This window comes from Actinosynnema sp. NPDC037264 (genome assembly GCF_055603705.1).
In genome coordinates this window covers 16,330-32,367 of sequence record NZ_JBVJVK010000027.1, presented here as the reverse complement: position 1 = coordinate 32,367, position 16,038 = coordinate 16,330, and the positions used below count along the sequence as shown (strand labels likewise).

Sequence of the window (16,038 nt, the reverse complement as noted above, 5' to 3'; positions counted from 1 at the left end):
TTTGGTCCACGGGTTGACTGCGGTGGTGCGGTTCGGGACGCTGCGCCGATGCCGCCCGAGAACGCAGGGGAGCGCTTGGACGCGCTCACCGACCTGGTCACCCCGATGGCCGTGCGCACGGCGGTCACGCTCCGCGTGCCCGACCTGATCGCCGACGGCGCCACCGACCTGACCGAGCTGGCGCGGCGCTGCGGCGCCGACCGCGACGCGTTGGGCAGGTTGTTGCGCCACCTGGTCCACCGCGAGGTGTTCGCGGAGGTCTCACCGGACGTGTTCGCGTTGACCGGACTGGGCGAACTGCTGCGCGACCGCGGCGACACCGGCTACGGCACGAGGTTCGACCTGGACGGCTTCCCGGCGCGGATGGACCTGGCCGCGCTCGGCCTGCCGCACGCGGTCCGCACGGGCGAACCGGGCTACGCGTCGGTGCACGGCCGCGACTTCTGGTCCGACCTGGACGCGACCCCGGAGTACCGCGCGCACTTCGACCGGCTGATGGCCGGGCTCCAGGCGATGACCGCGCCGCAGGTGGCGAAGCTCTACCCGTGGCCGGAGGCGGGGCTGGTGGCCGACGTCGGCGGCGGCTCGGGCGCGCTGCTGGCCGAGCTGCTGGCGGCGCACGGGCACCTGCGCGGGATGCTGGTCGACCGGGCCGAGCCGGTGGCCACGGCGGCGGCGCGGTTCGCCGAGAACGGCTTGGGCGACCGGGTCGAGGTGGTCGAGGGCGACTTCTTCCAGCCGCTGCCCGCAGGCGCGGACGTCTACGTCGTCTCGCGCGTGCTGACCGACTGGAACGACGCGTCCGCCGCGACGATCCTGCGCCGTTGCGCCGAAGCGGCCGGTCCGGACGGACGAGTGCTCGTGGTCGAGGTGCTGCCCACCGAGCCGCACGTGCCGCACCTGTCGCCGTTCGACCTCCGCATGTTGGTGGAGGTGGGCGGTCGGGAGCGCGACCGCGCGGCGCACGACGCGCTCGCCGCGTCGGTCGGACTGGCGCCGGCGCGGACGTTCGCGGGCTCGGATGGCTTGGCGCTCATGGAGTTCCGGTCGGCGTTGCGCTGATCGGCTTCTTGCCGCGGGATTCCCCGCGCCTTACCGTCACGCTGAGCGTCAAACCTGTCGCCTGTCGAAGGGCGGACGCGCATGACCGTTTCCGACTCACCGCAGTATCGGACTTTCCTCGACGGTCTGGCCCGCAGCGAGTCGGGACGGCTCCTCCAGGAGGAGTTGCGCCGCCGTTGGCCGGAGACGACCGACGAGCTGGCTTCCATGGCGCGGTTCGCCCTGGTGCCGGCGGGGAAGCTGCTGCGCCCGCTGATGGCGCTGCACACCGCGCAGGCCGTCGGCGGCGACCCGCTCCGCGTCACCGCGGCCGTGCTCGCGCTGGAGTACGTCCACACCGCGACCCTCGTGCACGACGACATCATCGACGGCGACGACGTGCGCCGCGGTCGGCCGTCGGTGCACGCCGCCTACGGAGTCCCGAACGCGATCGTCACGGGCGACGGCCTGATCTTCAGCGCCTTCGAGTCCCTTGTGGACGAACCGTGGTCGGCCTCGCCCGCGCGCGTCGTGGCGGCGGTCGGCGAGCTGGCCGAGGTCGGCCGCGACCTGTGCCGCGGCCAGGTGCTGGAGTCGCGCCTCGTCGGCGACCTGGAGGAGGGCGCGCGCTGGTACGAGGAGATGGTGCGCCTCAAGACCGGCGCGCTGTTCCGGGCCGCCTGCTACATCGGGGCGACGCTGGGCGGCGCCGGCGCGGACACCGGCACGATGCTGGCCTCCTACGGCGAGCACGTCGGCATCGCCTTCCAGATCCGCGACGACCTGCTGACCTTCGTCGCCACGCCCGAGGAGACCGGCAAGCCCGGCGACAGCGACCTGCTCAACGGACGGCCGACGCTGCCGGTGCTGCTGGCCTACGAGGCGGCCGACGAGGCCGATCGGCGCGAGCTGCGGGACGTCCTGGGCCGCCGCGCCGCCCGGGAGGGCGACGTGCGGTGGGTCCGGGACCTGGTGACGGCCTCCGGCGCGGTGCAGAGCGCGCGCCGGCGGATGGTGTCGCACGTGGAGTTGGCGCTGGCCGGGCTGGCGGGGTTGTCACCGTCGCCGCACGCGACCGCGCTGGCCGACATCGCGCGCTGGACCACGAGCGGGGCGTGGTGAGCGCACCGCCGTTCGGCCGGGGGTGAGGACGTGGGCTTCGGCGCGGCGGTCCGGGCGCACGTGGAGACGTGGCGCCCTTACACGCTCTGGTACGTCGGGCTGGTCGGGCTCGGTGGCGCGGTGCTGGCCGGCGCGGCCGGGCACCCGTGGCGGCTGCTCGCGGCGTGGGCCGCGCCCACCGCGGGCTGGCTGGGCGGGCACTACCTGGGCGACTACTTCGACCGGCACCTGGACGCCATCGGCAAACCGCACCGACCGATCCCGTCGGGACGGTTGAGTCCGCGCGTCGCCCGGGCGTGCGGTGTGCTGTGCATGCTGGTGGTGGCGGCGATCGCCGTGCTGGGCGGGTGGCCGACGCTGCTGGCCGCCGTGCTCGGCGTGTTCGGGATCGTCGCCTACAGCCGCTGGGCCAAGGCGCGCGGCATCGCGGGCAACCTGGTGCGCGGCGCGCTCGGCGCGATCGCCCTGGTGTACGGGGTGTGCGTGGCCGGGACGTGGCCGTCGTCGGGGATCGCCGCGGTGGTGGCGCTGGCGGCGGTGTTCTGGCTGCACGACACGGCGTCCAACCTGGTCGGCGCACTGCGCGATGTGGACGGCGACCGCGCGGGCGGCTACGGCACGCTGCCGGTGCGCCGCGGCACGCCCTACGCGGTGTGGACGGTCCTCGCGCTGTACCTGGCGGTGATCGGCGCGGCAGTGGCGGGCGGGCTGCTGTCCGCGGTCGGCGACCGCACGGCGTACCTGGTGACGCTGGCCGTCGTGGCGGCGCTGGGCGTGCTCGCGCTGGCACCCCTGGTCCGGCGGCGCGCGGACGTGCCGGTGGTCGTCGCGCTGCGGAGCCACGAAGTGCTGGTGGTCGAACGGCTCGTGCTCGCCTCGGCGACCGTCGGCCTCGGCCTGGGCGTCGGCTGGCAACTGGGGCTGGCCCTGCCGCTGGCCGCGCTGACATGGTGGACGCAGTCGGCGATGCGGAGCAGGCACGAGCTGGGCACGTCCCGGCCGCCCGGGGCCCGCTCGCGCCGCCTGATCCCGTTGGAGGACAAGACATGACAGCCGTGTCGCTGGTCGACGTCGCGAAGGCCGTGGAGCGCGGCGCGGAGGCGCTGCTGGCCCGGCAGCGCCCGGACGGCGCGTTCACCGACGACCCGCCCGCCTCCGTGCTGGGCACCGCGGGCACGATCACGGCGCTGCACGCCGCCGACCCGGTCGCCCACGCCGACCTCGTCGCGGGCGGCGCGGCGTGGCTGCGCGACCGGCAGCGCGACGACGGCGGCTGGGGCGGGGTGGACGGCGCGCCCAGCGAGGCCGTGCCCACCGCCATCGCCACCGCCGCCCTGCGCGTCGTCTCCCCGGAGGTCAGCGCGACGGCCGTGACTGCCGGGCGTGCCGCGTTGGCCGCGCTGGGCGGGGTGGACGCGGTGACCGACCGCGCGGTGGCGCTGATGTGCCGGCAGTTCCTGACCCTGGCCGGGCTGACCGCCGAGGCGGGTGCGCTGCGGCGGCTGCCGCTGGAGATCGTGCTGGCCGACAAGCTGCGGCGGCGGCTGATCTCGTTCCGCACGACGCCGTTCGTCGGCCTGGCGCTGGCCCAGGACGGCCTGCTGCCCACGGGGCCGGTCCGCCGGTTCACCCTGCGCCTGGCCCGTCCGGCGGCTCTGCGACTGGTCCGCGCGGTGTACGAGCACGAGGGGCGCACCGGGGCTCTCAGCGAGGACCCGTGGCCGGCCGCCCTGGTGCTGCTCGGCCTGGCGCGCTCCGGCGAGGCGCCCGACATCGCCGACGCCATCGCGGGCTGGCTGCGCGCCGCGGTCCGGCCCGAGGGCGCGTGGGACGCGGTGGCCAACCTCGACCTGACCCGCACCGGCTACGCCACCACCGGCCTGGTCGCCGCCGGGTACGCCGCGGACCCCCGACTGCGCGCGGCCCGCGACTTCCTGCACGCCGCCCGCACCACCGAGCCGTTCACGATCCTGGACGTCCCGGCGGGCGGCTGGAGCTTCTCCACCCGGCGCGGCTGGCCGGTGACGCTGGAGTCGGCCGAGATCCTCAGCGCGCTGGCCGGGCTGCCCGGCGCCGCCGAGGACGCCCACCTGCGCGGTGGGCTGGAGTGGCTGACCGGGCGGCAGGACACGCGCGGCTCGTGGAGCCTGTGGGTGCGCGACACCAAGCTCGCCAACGACGGGCCGTGCCCCGCGATCACCAGCCAGGCGATCCAGGCCCTGCTGGACGCGGGCCGCCCCGCCGACGACCCGGCCGTGGCCTCCGCCGTCGCGTGGCTGCTCACCGCGCAGAACCCGGACGGCACGTTCGAGAACCTGTGGTACCGCGACCACACGTCCGGGACCGCCGTCGTGGTCGCCGCGCTGGCGCGGGCCGGGCACGACGGGCACGAGGTCGTGCGCAAGGCGGTGGACTGGTTGTTACGCACCCAGCTGCCGGACGGCTCGTGGGGCCCGGGCGACGGGACCGAGGGCTCGGTCGAAGAGACGTCCTGGGCGGTCCAGGCGCTGCTGGCGGCGGGAGCCGGCGCGGACGCGGTGGACCGGGGCGCGGCCTGGCTGGTGGCCGCCGCCGGACCGGACGGCGGGTGGGAGCCCACGCGGGTGTGCAACTACATCCGCCACCACGTGCGCTACGCCAACGGCGTGGTCACGCAGGCCGTGGCGCTCAAGGCGCTGGGCGAGTACCGGGCCGCCGTCCGATGACGCTCCCGGGGACCGTCGACGTGGTGGTGTCCGGCGCGGGCGCGGCCGGGCTGGCCGCCGCGCGGGCGCTGGGCGGGACCGGCCTGCGGGTGCTGGTGCTGGACCGCAGGCAGACCCCCGCGCCGACCGCCAAGGGCGAGATCCTCCAGCCCGGCGCGGTGCGCGTGCTCGACGACTGGGGCGCGCTGGACGACCTCAGGGCCGCCGACGCGCGCCCGGTGGACCGGCTGGCCATCCGCGACGGCGACGGCACCGCGCTGCTCGCCGTCGAGTACGGCACCCTGCCCGGTCCGCACCGGCAGGTGCTGTGCGCGGCTTACGAGGACCTGTGCGCGGCGATCACCCGCTCGTTGCCCGAGACCGTGGAGATCGTCCGCGGCGTGCGCGTGGACGGGGTGCTGCGCGAGGGCGGACGGGTCGCGGGCGTGGCGGTCGACGGCGGCGAGGTCCGCGCGCGGTTGGTCGTGGCGGCGGACGGCATGTCCTCGGCGCTGCGCAAGGACGCCGGGATCAGCGTCGACCGGGACGAGTACCCGCACCGGCTGCTGGCCTTCGACGTGGCCGACGCGGACGTGCCCGGCGAGGTGACGGCCTACCGCACCGCCCGCGGCCTGCGGCTGGTCTACCCGTTGCCCGGTCGCCGCTGCCGGCTCTACGTCCAGGTCGCGCCCGACGAGTTCCGCGCCACCGGGTTGGCCGAGCTGGGCCGCTGGGTCGGCGGCGTGCTCGCCGAGGTGCCCGCGCTCGCGCCGCTCGCGCCCGCGCTGGAGGCGAGCCTGCACCGCCGGCAGCTGTTCGGGGTGTCCCGGCTGCGGGCGGGCCGGCTGGCCGTGCCCGGCCTGGCGCTGGTCGGCGAGGCCGCGCACGCCGTGCACCCGATGGCGGCGCAGGGCGTGAACAGCTCGCTGGCCGATGCCGAAGGGCTGGCCGAGGCGTTGGGAGAGGTGCTGGCCGCGCGGTCGGTGATGGGCGAGGAGCCGGCGGTGGACGAGGCACTGGCGGCGTACGAGGCGGCCCGGCGGCCGAGCCTGGACCACATTGCGACGGTCAGCCACAACGCCGCCCGCATGATCACCGCCCTGTCCGGCGCACCCCGGCTGCTGGGCGCGCGGATGATGCGCCGCACCGCGGCCAACCCCCGGCTGCTGCGGCGCACCGCGGGCAACATGTCCGGCACGGACGTCCGGCCGCTGACGTTCGTCGACCGGCTCTACCAGCTGGGCGTGCTCGCCGACCGGCGTGCCCACGACCTGCCCGCGCCCGACCCGAGGGGAAGCGAGGTCCGATGACCGCCGTCGACACCGACCGGCTGCACGACCTGTCCATGAACGAGACGCCCCACCCGCCGCTGCCCGCGCTGCGGCAGGTGGTCGCCGAGGGCGCGGCGCTGCTCAACCGCTACCCCGACCGGTTGGCCGGGGCGCTCACCGCCGGGCTGGCCCGGCACCTGGGCGTCGCCCCGGAGGCGGTGCTCGTCGGACCTGGCTCGGCGGGGCTGTTGCAGCACCTGGTGCAGTCGTTCGGGCCGAGGCCGGAGGTCGTGCACGCGGCGCTGTCGTTCGAGGGCTACCCCCTGATCGTCGCCAACGCGGGCGCCGAGGGCGTGCCCGTGCCGATGGACGGCTACCGGCACGACCTGCGCGCGATGGCCGACGCCGTCACCGGCGCCACCCGGTGCGTGCTGATCTGCAACCCCAACAACCCCACCGGTTCCGCGCTGGGCCGCGCCGAGCTGGAGGAGTTCCTCGGCCGCGTGCCCGCCGACGTGCCGGTCGTGATCGACGAGGCCTACCGGCACTTCGTCACCGACCCGGACGTCCCCGACGCGCTGGACCTGTACCGCGACCACCCGAACGTGTGCGTGGTGCGCACGTTCTCCAAGGCCTACGGCCTGGCCGCGCTGCGCGTCGGCTACGCGGTGCTGCCCGCGGACCGGGTGATGGCCGCGCGGATGACCGGCATGGTGTTCTTCGCCAACTCCCTGGGCCAGGCCGCCGCGCTGCGCGCGCTCGACCCGGACGTCACCGAGGAGCTGTCGCGGCGGTGCGCCGACGTGGCCGCGCAGCGCGCCCGGCTGGTCGCCGGGCTGCGCGACGCCGGGTACACCGCGCCCGACAGCGAGGCCAACTTCGTGTGGCTGCCGCTGGGGGAGGACAGCGCCGCGTTCACCGCCGACGCCCGGGCCGCGGGCATCCTGGTGGCGTGCCTGGACGGTCGGGGTGTGCGGGTCACGGTCGGCACGGCCGAGGCCAACGACCGGTTCCTGGCCTTCGCCCGCTCCCGGAGGTGAGCGCCGCGCCGGGCCCCGGCGCGGCGCGCGTCCCTACCAGCCCGCCTTGATGGTGGACGCGATGTGCCCGCGCTCGTCCTCGGTCAGCCACCAGCCGACCGGGATGGACACCATCCGCGCGCCCACGCTGTCCAGGCCGGGCAGCAGCGCGGCGTACTCGCGCACCGTCGTGTAGACGTCGTTGCGCTCGTGCACCTGGCTGGCCATGATGCCCGCCTCCTCCATGCGGCGCATGAACCCGTCGCGGTCGTCGACCTTGATCGTGTAGATCCAGAACGACGACTCGCGGTCGGGCGCGCGTTCGGTCAGCTCCAGGCCCGGCACGTCGGCGAGCTCCGCGTCGAAGTACGCGGCGTTGCGCCGGTGCTTGGCCACGATCTCGTCCACGTGGTCGAGGTTGGCCAGGCCGATGCTGGCGTTGATGTCGTTCATGTGGAACTTGAAGCCGAACTCGGGGATGTCGTTGAGGAACGAGAACCGGGCGTTGGTCTCGCGGTCGATGCCGTACCACCGCAGCAGCCGCGCCCGGCGGGCCAGTTCCTTGTCCGGCAGCACGACCAGGCCGCCGTCGCCGGCGGTCAGGTGCTTGATGGCCTGGAAGCTGAACACCGAGATGTTGCCGTGGTTGCCCAGGTGCTTGCCGTCGAACGTGGCGCCCCAGGCGTGCGCGCAGTCCTCGATCACCATGGGGCGCACGCCGTGCACCTTCTCCGCCTGGTCCAGCACCTCGGCCAACCGCCGCAGGTCCACCGGGTAGCCGGCCCAGTGCACCACGATGATCGCCTTGGTCCGCGGGGTGATCTTGCGGGCCAGGTCGTCCAGGTCCATGTTGAGGTTGGCGGGGTCGACGTCCACCCAGCGCGGGCGCAGGCCGTTGGCCAGCACCGGCCAGTTGGTGGCGCTGCACGTCATCGGCGTGGTCAGCACTTCGCCACCGTCGCCTCTCACGCCGCCGGTGACCAGGTGCAGGGCTAAGTGCAGGCCCGAGGTGGCGCTGTTGACGGTGGCGAGCTTCGGGTTGCCGATCCGGGTGGCCAGGGCGGCCTCGAACTCGTCCACCTTGGCGCCCTGCCCGATGAAGCCGCTGGTCAGGACCTTCTCGACGAGGGCCGGCGCGGTGCCGGACATCGCGACCTTGAACAGGGGGATCATGCGTGCTCCTTCGTCGTGCGGCCGGTTTCCGCCTCAGCGCACCTCGATCCCGACCAGGCAGAGGTAGCGCAGTTCGCGGTCGTACTCGCCGACCACCACCAACCCGCCCGGCTCGGCGAGCGCGTCGGCCAGCCGCCACCACACCCCGGTGAGCGGCTGACCGGCGGGCGCGCGGTCGGGACCTTCGGGCCACACCGCGGACAACGCCTCGCCCAGCACGAGGCGCACCCGGTCGTGACCGGCGGACAGGTCGGCGATCGTCCGGGCCGCCAGGTCCGGCACGGCCTCCGGGGCCACGTCCGGGAACTGGTGGAGGTCCGTGACGCGGTGGCCCGCGTCGTCACCGCAGAGCAGGGCGACGCCGCGGTGCTCGCGCGGCGGCGTCGCCGTGGAGTCGTAGGGCAGCCCGCCCTGCTCGACGGCCACCACCAGCGCCCGCCGCGGCGCGCGGTCGCGGACCAGGCGCAGCGCGGTGAACGGCGCGGCGCTGCCCTGGTCGCAGACCGCGAAGGACAGCGGCGTGCCGGGGCAGACGTGGCTGAGGTAGGTGGCCGTGGCGCGGCCCGGCCACAGGTCGTGGATGGAGAACGCCAGCACCGGCAGGTCCACCGGCCCGTCCGCGACGGCGGCCACCAGCGCGGCGGCCATCTCGCCGTAGGACTGGCCGGACAGCTCCGGCGCCCGCACCGATCCCGACAACTCCGGTGTCCGCGCGGATCCGGTCAGCCCCGGCGCTTGCGCCGATCCGGCCAGGTCCGCGAAGTACTCCGCCACGACGGCCCGGTGCGCGTCGTCGGCCAGGAAGACCGCCGGGCCGGGGAAGACCCGGCGCTCGGCGCGCAGCACGCGCACTACCAGGGCCTGCAGTGCGAGGCGATGAACGTGGCCGGCTGGCCCACCGTCCGCAGCTCGTCGGTGCGCATCTTCTCCCCGTCGATCTGCACGCCGAGCCGCTCCTCGACCTCCAGCAGCAGCTCCAGGCCCAGCGACGAGCTCAGGCCGAGCTCGTCGGCCATGTCCATGTCCTCGGTGACCGGCCCGTCCCGTTCGGACAGCCGCGCGATCACCTCGGTCATCGCCTCGACCACGCGGGGCCGCAACTCGGTGTCGACCTGGGCGTCGGGTGCGGTCATGGCGGCCTCCTGGGTGGAACGGACTCAGTGCTGGAACACCGTCGCGGTGAACGTCGCCCCGGCGCCCGCGCCGACCGCGGCCACCAGGTAGCGGTCGCCCTCGCGAAGCAGCCCGCGTTCGCGCGCCGTGCTGTAGTTGGCGAACGCGTCGGAGCAGAACAGGTGGCCGTTGACCGGCACGTTGGACAGCAGCACGCGCTCCACCGGGAAGTCCATCAGCAGGCAGAGCCGTTGCCAGGTCACGACGTTGTCGTTGTGGGGCAGCACCAGGGCGATGTCGTCCAGCTCCAGTCCGGCCCCTGCCACCGCCTCGCGGATCACCTCGGCCGGCAACGGCCGGTACTCGCGCTGGAAGCGCTCGGCGCTCTCGCCGAACTCGGTGTCGAACTCGCCGCGCTGGGCGCAGGCGAACGACAGCACCCGGTCGCGCGGGCCGTGCGCGCTGACCAGGCTGGCCGACGCGCCCTCGCCGAAGATCGACGTGCCGGGCAGCAGGCGCGCGTCGCGGGTGAACGCCTTCTCGCCGGTGAGGACGAGCGCGAGCGCGTCGGGGTCCGGGTCGGCCGCCAGCAGCCGCCCCGCCGACTCGAGGGCGAGCAGCCCGCTGGCGCAGCTCTGGTGGGTGACGGTGAACGCCGGCGCGTGGCCCAGCCCGGCCTCCCGGCACACCTCGTGCAGCGGGTTGCACGGGTACGGGACCACGACGGGCATGGCCCGCCCGTAGACCACGTACCGCACCAGGTGCTCGCGCCCGCGCAGCGAGCCGATGCCGTCGATCGCCGCGCGCAGCAGGTCGGCCAGCGACCGCTCCGGGTCGAGGCTGATCTCGCCCAGCCCGTGGAACCGCCGGAAGAGCCGGACCTGGATGTCGGTCAACCCCAGCGGTTCGGCGAGGTTCTCGATGGGAACGCGGAGAGTCGGCGTGTACACCGACACCGCGTCGAGCGCGGTCACAGTCGCAGATCACACCACGCGCCCTGTCGGACGTCAATGTGTGCCATCATCGTCCGGTGTCGCGGTTCCTGCTCGTAGTGCTGCCGCTGCAAGGCCACCTGTTCCCGATGCTCGCCATCGGCCAGGAACTCCTCCACAGTGGACACGAGGTGGTGTGGTGCGGTCCGGAGGACACGCTGCGCCCACTGGTCGGTCCGGACGCGACGGTGCACCCCACCGGGGTACGCGCCTACCGCCGTTACGCCGAGACCGGCATGGCCGGCGTCCGGGCGCTGTGGGACGGCTACCTGCTGCCGTTCACCCGGTTCGTCCTCGACGCGGTGGACGACGCGGTGGTCCGCCACCGGCCCGACGTCGTGGTCGCCGAGCAGTACGCGCTGGCCGGGGGCCTGGTGGCGCACCGGCGGGGCGTGCGGTGGGCCAGCCTGTGCACCGGCCTGCTGGAACTCGCGCCGCCGCCCGAGCTGGCCGGGTTCGACGACTTCGTGGCCGACCGGGTCGCGCGGGCCCTGGAGCTGGCCGGACTGCCCGCCGACGAGCCGCTGGACCCGAGGTTCTCGCCGGACCTGGTGATCGCCCTGTCCAGTCCCGGCCTCACCCCGCCCGACGCGCTGCCGCCCCGGACGGTGCTGGTCGGCGCGGCGCTGGGACCGCGGCCCAACGCCCCCGGGTTCCCTGGCACGACTGGGACGACGACCGCCGGCACGTGCTGGTCACGGTCGGCACCATCGTCGGCCACATGATCGGCGACTTCTACGAGCGCGCCGGCGCGGTGCTCGCGCCGCTGGCCGACGACGTGCAGGCGGTGTTCGTCACCTCCGGGGTGGACGCGAAGTCGTTCCCCGACAACGCCATCGCCGTCGAACTGGTGCCGATGCTGGACCTGATGCCCCGTTTGGACGCGGTGGTCTGCCACGCGGGAGGTGCGGTCAACGAGGCGTTGAGCTACGGGGTCCCGATGGTCCTCGCCCCGGTCCGGGCCGAGCAGGTGGCGCTGTCGCACCGGGTCGCGGCGGCGGGCGCGGGCATCGAGGTGCCGATCCTGGACGTGACGGTGCCCGAGCTGGACGCGGCCGTGCGCGCCGTCCTGGACGATCCGGCCTATCGGGACGGCGCCCGCCGGATCGGCGACGAGTTCGCCGCCGCGGGGGGCGCGCCCGCCGCCGCGCACCTCGTCGCGCTGGCGTCTGGCGGCTGACCGCCTCCAGCCGCGAGGATGGGCCCGTGGACGGGCTGAGAGCGAACGCGTTGCCCACCACCGACGAGTTCGCGTGGGCTCGGCAGCGGCGGGCCGACATCAGGGCCGCGGGCGGCATCCTGGACCTGGTGCTGCCGCTGCGCGACGGCGGTGACGGCGCGCCGCTGTTCTGCCTGCCGCCGCTGGTCGGCGCGAGCTGGTGCTACCTGGCCCTGCTGCCGCACCTGGACGCGGCCCACCCGGTGTACGGGCTCCAGTCGCGCGGCTTGCGGAGACCCGAACCGCTGCCGGTGGACCTGGCCGAGGTCGCCCGCGACTGGGCGGACCTGATCCGCGCCACCAGCCCCGGCCCTCACCACCTGTTCGGCTGGTCCCTGGGCGCGAACACCGCGCACGCCGTGGCCGAGGAGTTGCAGCGGCGGGGCGACGAGGTGGCGCTGCTGGTCGTCGGCGACGCCACGCCCGACCTGCCGCACGGCCTGGGCGTCGGTGACGACAACCTGTGGTTGCTCTGCGACTTCGTGCTGCGCGAGTTCGGCTACCAGCCGGTGGTCGAGCCGGACGACCCCGACCCGGTGGGCCGGCAGGTCGAGGCGGTGCGCGGACGCCCGGGGCTGGGCCTGTCGGAGTGGCCCGACCGGCGGTTGCGGGCGCTGCCCCGCGTCATCCGCCACTCCATCGCGGTGGCGCAGCGGCACGAGGCCGGCCTGGTGCGCTGCCCGGTGCTGTTCCTGTCGGCCACCCGGTCGCGGCGCAGCACCGAAGCGAAGGTCGCGGCGTGGGACGGCCACCTGGACGGTCCGGTGGAGGTGGTCGAAGTGGACTGCGAGCACGAGCACATGCTGCTGCCGCGCCCGGTGGCGGCGATCGGCGCGGCCGTCGGCGCGCGGATGACTCCCCGCAGCGGTGCGCCGACGCGTCCGAAAGCGTGATTGTCGTTGCACCGCAACTAACCTAGCCTCAGCGGATGACCTCCCGCCCAACGCTGTCGGCGCGCGACCCCGTCGCGCCGGACCGAGCCGACGCCGGCGAGCGGCGGGACCTGGTCATCGAGGCGAGCGGGTTGCGCAAGACCTATCGCAAGCGCGGGCGCAAGGCCAAGGCCGTGGAAGCGGTGCGGGACGTGCACTTCGCGGTGCGCGAGGGCGAGATCTTCGGGTTCCTCGGGCCCAACGGCGCGGGCAAGTCGACCACGCTGCGGATGCTGGCCACCCTGGTCCGCCCGGACGGCGGCAGCGCCCGCATCGGCGGCGTGGACCTGCTGCGCTCGCCCGCGCGCGTCCGCGACGTGATCGGGTTCGTGGCCCAGTCCAGCGGCACCTACGACGACGCCTCGGCGCGGCAGGAGCTCGTCGCCCAGGCCCGGATGCACGGCCGGGGCAGGGCCGAGGCCGAGCAGCTGGCCGCCGCCGCGATCACGACGTTCGACCTGGAGGAGTTCGCCGACCGCCGCGTCCGCACCTACTCCGGCGGGCAGCGCCGGCGGCTGGACTTCGCGCTGGGGGTGATCCACCGGCCGTCGGTGATGTTCCTGGACGAGCCCACCGCGGGCCTGGACCCGCCCAGCCGGGCGCGCATGTGGCGCGAGGTGCGGCGGTTGCGCGACAACGGCATGACGGTCTTCCTCACCACGCACTACCTGGACGAGGCGGACTCGTTGTGCGACCGCATCTCCATCATCGACCGCGGCCTGATCGTCGCCGAGGGCACGCCCTCGGACCTCAAGCGGGAGATCTCCGGTGACGTCGTCACGGTCGACCTGGCGGCGCCCGACGAGGCGGGCCAGCCCGACGCCGGGAAGCTGCGCCGCGCCGCCGACGTGCTGACCCCGCAGGACTACGTGCGCGGCGTGGAGGCGGTCGACACGACCCTGCGCCTGTACGTGGACGGCGCGGCCACCGCGATCCCGCTGATCATGGCCGCGCTGCTGCGCGCCGGGGTCGAACCGGGCGCCATCGAGTCCCGCAGGCCCAGCCTGGACGACGTGTTCCTGGCCAAGACCGGCCGCACCCTGGACGACTGAAGGGCGGCCGGCGTGAAAGTGCTCCGCGACACCTGGCTGATCTTCACCTTCGAGACCAGGATCATGGCGCGCAACCCCACCGTGGTCGCGCTGACCCTGGCCCAGCCGATCACGTTCCTGGTGCTGTTCGCGCCCTTCCTCAAGGTCGCGATGGCGGGCCGGGGCGTGGAGAGCTACGGCGACGCCTACGCCGTCTACGTGCCCGGCCTGTTCGTCGCGATGGGCCTGCTCGGCGGCCTGTACGCGGGCTACGGCCTGCTCAGCGCGTTGCGCGCGGGCATCATCGACCGCTGCCGGGTCACCCCGGTCAGCCGCACCGGCCTGCTGCTGGGCCGGGCGCTGATGCACGTGGCGCTGCTGGAGTTCCAGGCGACGGTGATCACCGTCGCGGCGCTGCCGTTCGGGCTGCGGGTGAACCTGCTGGACCTCGTGGTGTCCTACGCCCTGCTGTCGCTGGTGATCCTGCTCAGCATCTCCATCTCCTACGCCATCGCCCTGCTGGTGCGCAACGAGAACAGCCTGGGCGTGCTGATCAACACCGTCGGCCAGCCCGTGTCGCTGCTCGCCGGCGTGCTCATCCCGCTGACCCTGGCGCCGCTGTGGGTGCAGAACGTGGCGCTGTGGAACCCGTTCGCGTGGGCCACCGACGCCCTGCGCGCCCTGTTCACCGGCCACTTCACCGCGCCCGCGGTCTGGCAGGGCGGCGTCGTCATGCTCGCCGCCTGCGGCCTGGCCGTCGGCTGGTCCATCCGCCTGTTCAACCGGGAGGTCTCGTGAGCACTGCCCAGCTGCGGACGGCTCTCGCACGGGACCTGCGCGTGGGCGCGGGCAACGTGCCGCTGATGCTCGTCGAGCGCGGCGCGGACCTCGACGCGCCGCGCGTGAGCTTCGACGTGGACGTGGACGGCATCCCGGCGTGGACGCCGCTGTCGCTGCGCCAGTTGACCGAACGGGTCGCCGCGCGCGCCGAGTGGTTCGCCCGCAGGGGGATCGGGCGGCGCGACCCGGTGGCGCTGTTCGTCACCGCGGCGTCGGACGTGTTCCTCAACTTCTTCGCCCTCAACCGGCTGGGCGCGATCCCGGCGCTGATGAACCCGAACATGCCGATCGACGTGGCGGCGGAGTTCATCCGCAAGCTGCGCGGCGTCGGCGTCGTCGTGGACGACGACCACGCCCGGTTGCGCGAGCACGACCTGGGCGTGCCGATCCTCGGCGACGCGGCGGAGATCGGCACGGGCGACCCGACGCGTGCGCCCGAGCACTACCGCCACCACGGCGACGACCCGGTGGCCATCACGCACTCCTCGGGCACCACCCGCATGCCCACGGCGGTCGTCCACTCGCACCACGGCCTGTTCGCCGCCGTGCGCGCGGTGCGGCTCACCGAAGCCCGGCCGCACGGGCGGGTGCGCGAGCTGACCGCGCTGCCCGCCGCCCACTCCGCCGGGATCATCGTGCTCAACCAGGCGCTGTGCAACGGCTACGAGATCCTGTGCCTGTCCAACCAGGGCGGCCCGTTCGAGCGCAGCGGCGAGGTGGTCCTCGACGCCATCGAGCGCTGGAGGCCCACAGGCGTGCACGGCTTCGCCGTGACGTGGTCGGAACTGGCCCGCTTCGACCTGTCCACCCGCGACCTGTCCTCGGTGCGCAACTGGTCGAGCACCGGCGACTGCGCGCACGAGGCGCACGTGCGGCGGCTGGTCGCGGTGGGCAGCCACCCGACGTGGACGCGCGAGGGCGTCGTCGACGTGCCCGGCTCGAAGTTCATCGACACGCTGGGCTCCACCGAGATGGGGCACAGCGCGTTCGCCATCGCCCACCGCCTCGGCAGCGACCGCTACGACCGCTGCGTGGGAAAGCCGTACCCGTTCGCCGAAGTGGCGCTGCTGGACGTGACGACGGGGGAGGAGGTGCCGGTCGGGCAGGTCGGTCAGTGCGGCCTCAAGTCGCCCACCCTGGCGCTGGGCTACTGGAACGACTCCGCGGCCACCTACCGGACCCGCCTCAACGGCTACTACCTCACCGGTGACCTCATGTACCGCGACGAGGACGGCTACTACTACCACGTCGACCGGGTGAACGACGCGGTCGACCTGGGCGACGGGAACTGGATCTACACGGCGCTCACGGAGGAGCGCATCCTGGCCCGCAGCCCCGACGTCCGCGACTGCACGGTGCTGGCGGCCCGGCAGCCGGACGGCACGGTGGTGACCGACGTGCTGCTGATCCTGCGCGACGACGTCGACCCGGACGCCGACCACGAGGACGTCGTGCGCGGCGCGCTGGGTGAGGCGGCGGCCCGCACGCTGCGGCGCGTCGAGACCGTCCCCGACGACGGCGTCACCTTCGGCCCGACCGGCAAGGTGCGCAAGTTCCTGATGCGGCAGCGACTCCTGGCGGACGCGACCGGCGGGAGGTGA

General features: G+C 74.4%; 16 protein-coding genes. 12 read left to right on the top strand and 4 right to left on the bottom strand.

All coding sequences use genetic code 11. The annotated features are described in order from the left end of the window. Positions 1-48 precede the first annotated feature (48 nt). From ACZ7GX_RS26110 to ACZ7GX_RS26085, 6 genes are all read left to right on the top strand, one after another. Positions 49-1,062: a methyltransferase gene (locus ACZ7GX_RS26110; protein WP_498780307.1), complete on the top strand. Its 1,014-nt coding sequence runs from the start codon at positions 49-51 to the stop codon at positions 1,060-1,062. A gap of 81 nt (positions 1,063-1,143) precedes the next feature. Beyond that, positions 1,144-2,163 (top strand): polyprenyl synthetase family protein, encoded by a 1,020-nt coding sequence (locus ACZ7GX_RS26105; protein ID WP_498780305.1) that lies wholly within the window; start codon positions 1,144-1,146, stop codon positions 2,161-2,163. 30 nt (positions 2,164-2,193) lie between these two features. Further along, a complete protein-coding gene (locus ACZ7GX_RS26100) occupies positions 2,194-3,213 on the top strand; it encodes a UbiA family prenyltransferase (RefSeq protein ID WP_498780303.1) in 1,020 nt (339 codons plus the stop codon). After that, complete coding sequence (locus ACZ7GX_RS26095; protein WP_498780302.1) at positions 3,210-4,868, top strand: prenyltransferase/squalene oxidase repeat-containing protein; 1,659 nt, start codon at positions 3,210-3,212, stop codon at positions 4,866-4,868. Before ACZ7GX_RS26100 ends, ACZ7GX_RS26095 begins: the two co-directional genes overlap by 4 nt. Further along, on the top strand, positions 4,865-6,157 hold the full coding sequence (locus ACZ7GX_RS26090) for an FAD-dependent oxidoreductase (protein WP_498780300.1): 1,293 nt from the start codon (positions 4,865-4,867) through the stop codon (positions 6,155-6,157). Before ACZ7GX_RS26095 ends, ACZ7GX_RS26090 begins: the two co-directional genes overlap by 4 nt. Continuing rightward, a complete protein-coding gene (locus ACZ7GX_RS26085) occupies positions 6,154-7,158 on the top strand; it encodes a histidinol-phosphate transaminase (RefSeq protein ID WP_498780299.1) in 1,005 nt (334 codons plus the stop codon). Before ACZ7GX_RS26090 ends, ACZ7GX_RS26085 begins: the two co-directional genes overlap by 4 nt. 33 nt (positions 7,159-7,191) lie before the next feature. Here ACZ7GX_RS26085 and ACZ7GX_RS26080 read toward each other — a convergent pair whose 3' ends face one another. Genes ACZ7GX_RS26080 through ACZ7GX_RS26065 form a run of 4 tightly spaced genes read right to left on the bottom strand, consistent with a single transcriptional unit; the run spans position 7,192 to position 10,397 of the window. Continuing rightward, the gene (locus tag ACZ7GX_RS26080; protein WP_498780298.1) at positions 7,192-8,310 is read right to left on the bottom strand and encodes a DegT/DnrJ/EryC1/StrS family aminotransferase; all 1,119 of its coding nucleotides are present in this window, start codon (positions 8,308-8,310) and stop codon (positions 7,192-7,194) included. 33 nt (positions 8,311-8,343) lie between these two features. After that, the gene (locus tag ACZ7GX_RS26075; protein ID WP_498780297.1) at positions 8,344-9,162 is read right to left on the bottom strand and encodes a hypothetical protein; all 819 of its coding nucleotides are present in this window, start codon (positions 9,160-9,162) and stop codon (positions 8,344-8,346) included. Beyond that, positions 9,162-9,443 carry a phosphopantetheine-binding protein gene (locus ACZ7GX_RS26070; protein ID WP_498780295.1) on the bottom strand — a complete coding sequence of 94 codons (282 nt, stop codon included), beginning with the start codon at positions 9,441-9,443 and terminating at the stop codon, positions 9,162-9,164. Before ACZ7GX_RS26070 ends, ACZ7GX_RS26075 begins: the two co-directional genes overlap by 1 nt. Positions 9,444-9,467: 24 nt before the next feature. Then, entirely contained in the window at positions 9,468-10,397 is a 930-nt protein-coding gene (locus ACZ7GX_RS26065) for a 3-oxoacyl-[acyl-carrier-protein] synthase III C-terminal domain-containing protein (RefSeq protein WP_498780294.1), read from the bottom strand. Positions 10,398-10,453: 56 nt separating this feature from the next. Between ACZ7GX_RS26065 and ACZ7GX_RS26060 the strand changes: the two genes are divergently transcribed. Genes ACZ7GX_RS26060 through ACZ7GX_RS26035 form a run of 6 tightly spaced genes read left to right on the top strand, consistent with a single transcriptional unit; the run spans position 10,454 to position 16,038 of the window. Then, positions 10,454-11,140, top strand: a complete 687-nt coding sequence (locus ACZ7GX_RS26060) for a glycosyltransferase family protein (RefSeq protein ID WP_498780292.1) — start codon at positions 10,454-10,456, stop codon at positions 11,138-11,140. Then, entirely contained in the window at positions 11,104-11,595 is a 492-nt protein-coding gene (locus ACZ7GX_RS26055; RefSeq protein WP_498780290.1) for a glycosyltransferase, read from the top strand. Before ACZ7GX_RS26060 ends, ACZ7GX_RS26055 begins: the two co-directional genes overlap by 37 nt. 26 nt (positions 11,596-11,621) lie before the next feature. Next, positions 11,622-12,527 (top strand): thioesterase domain-containing protein, encoded by a 906-nt coding sequence (locus tag ACZ7GX_RS26050; RefSeq protein WP_498780288.1) that lies wholly within the window; start codon positions 11,622-11,624, stop codon positions 12,525-12,527. Between the two features lie 35 nt (positions 12,528-12,562). Continuing rightward, a complete protein-coding gene (locus ACZ7GX_RS26045; protein WP_498780287.1) occupies positions 12,563-13,618 on the top strand; it encodes an ATP-binding cassette domain-containing protein in 1,056 nt (351 codons plus the stop codon). A 12-nt stretch (positions 13,619-13,630) separates the two neighbouring features. Further along, the gene (locus tag ACZ7GX_RS26040) at positions 13,631-14,395 is read left to right on the top strand and encodes an ABC transporter permease (RefSeq protein ID WP_498780286.1); all 765 of its coding nucleotides are present in this window, start codon (positions 13,631-13,633) and stop codon (positions 14,393-14,395) included. Next, entirely contained in the window at positions 14,392-16,038 is a 1,647-nt protein-coding gene (locus ACZ7GX_RS26035; RefSeq protein ID WP_498780285.1) for a class I adenylate-forming enzyme family protein, read from the top strand. Before ACZ7GX_RS26040 ends, ACZ7GX_RS26035 begins: the two co-directional genes overlap by 4 nt.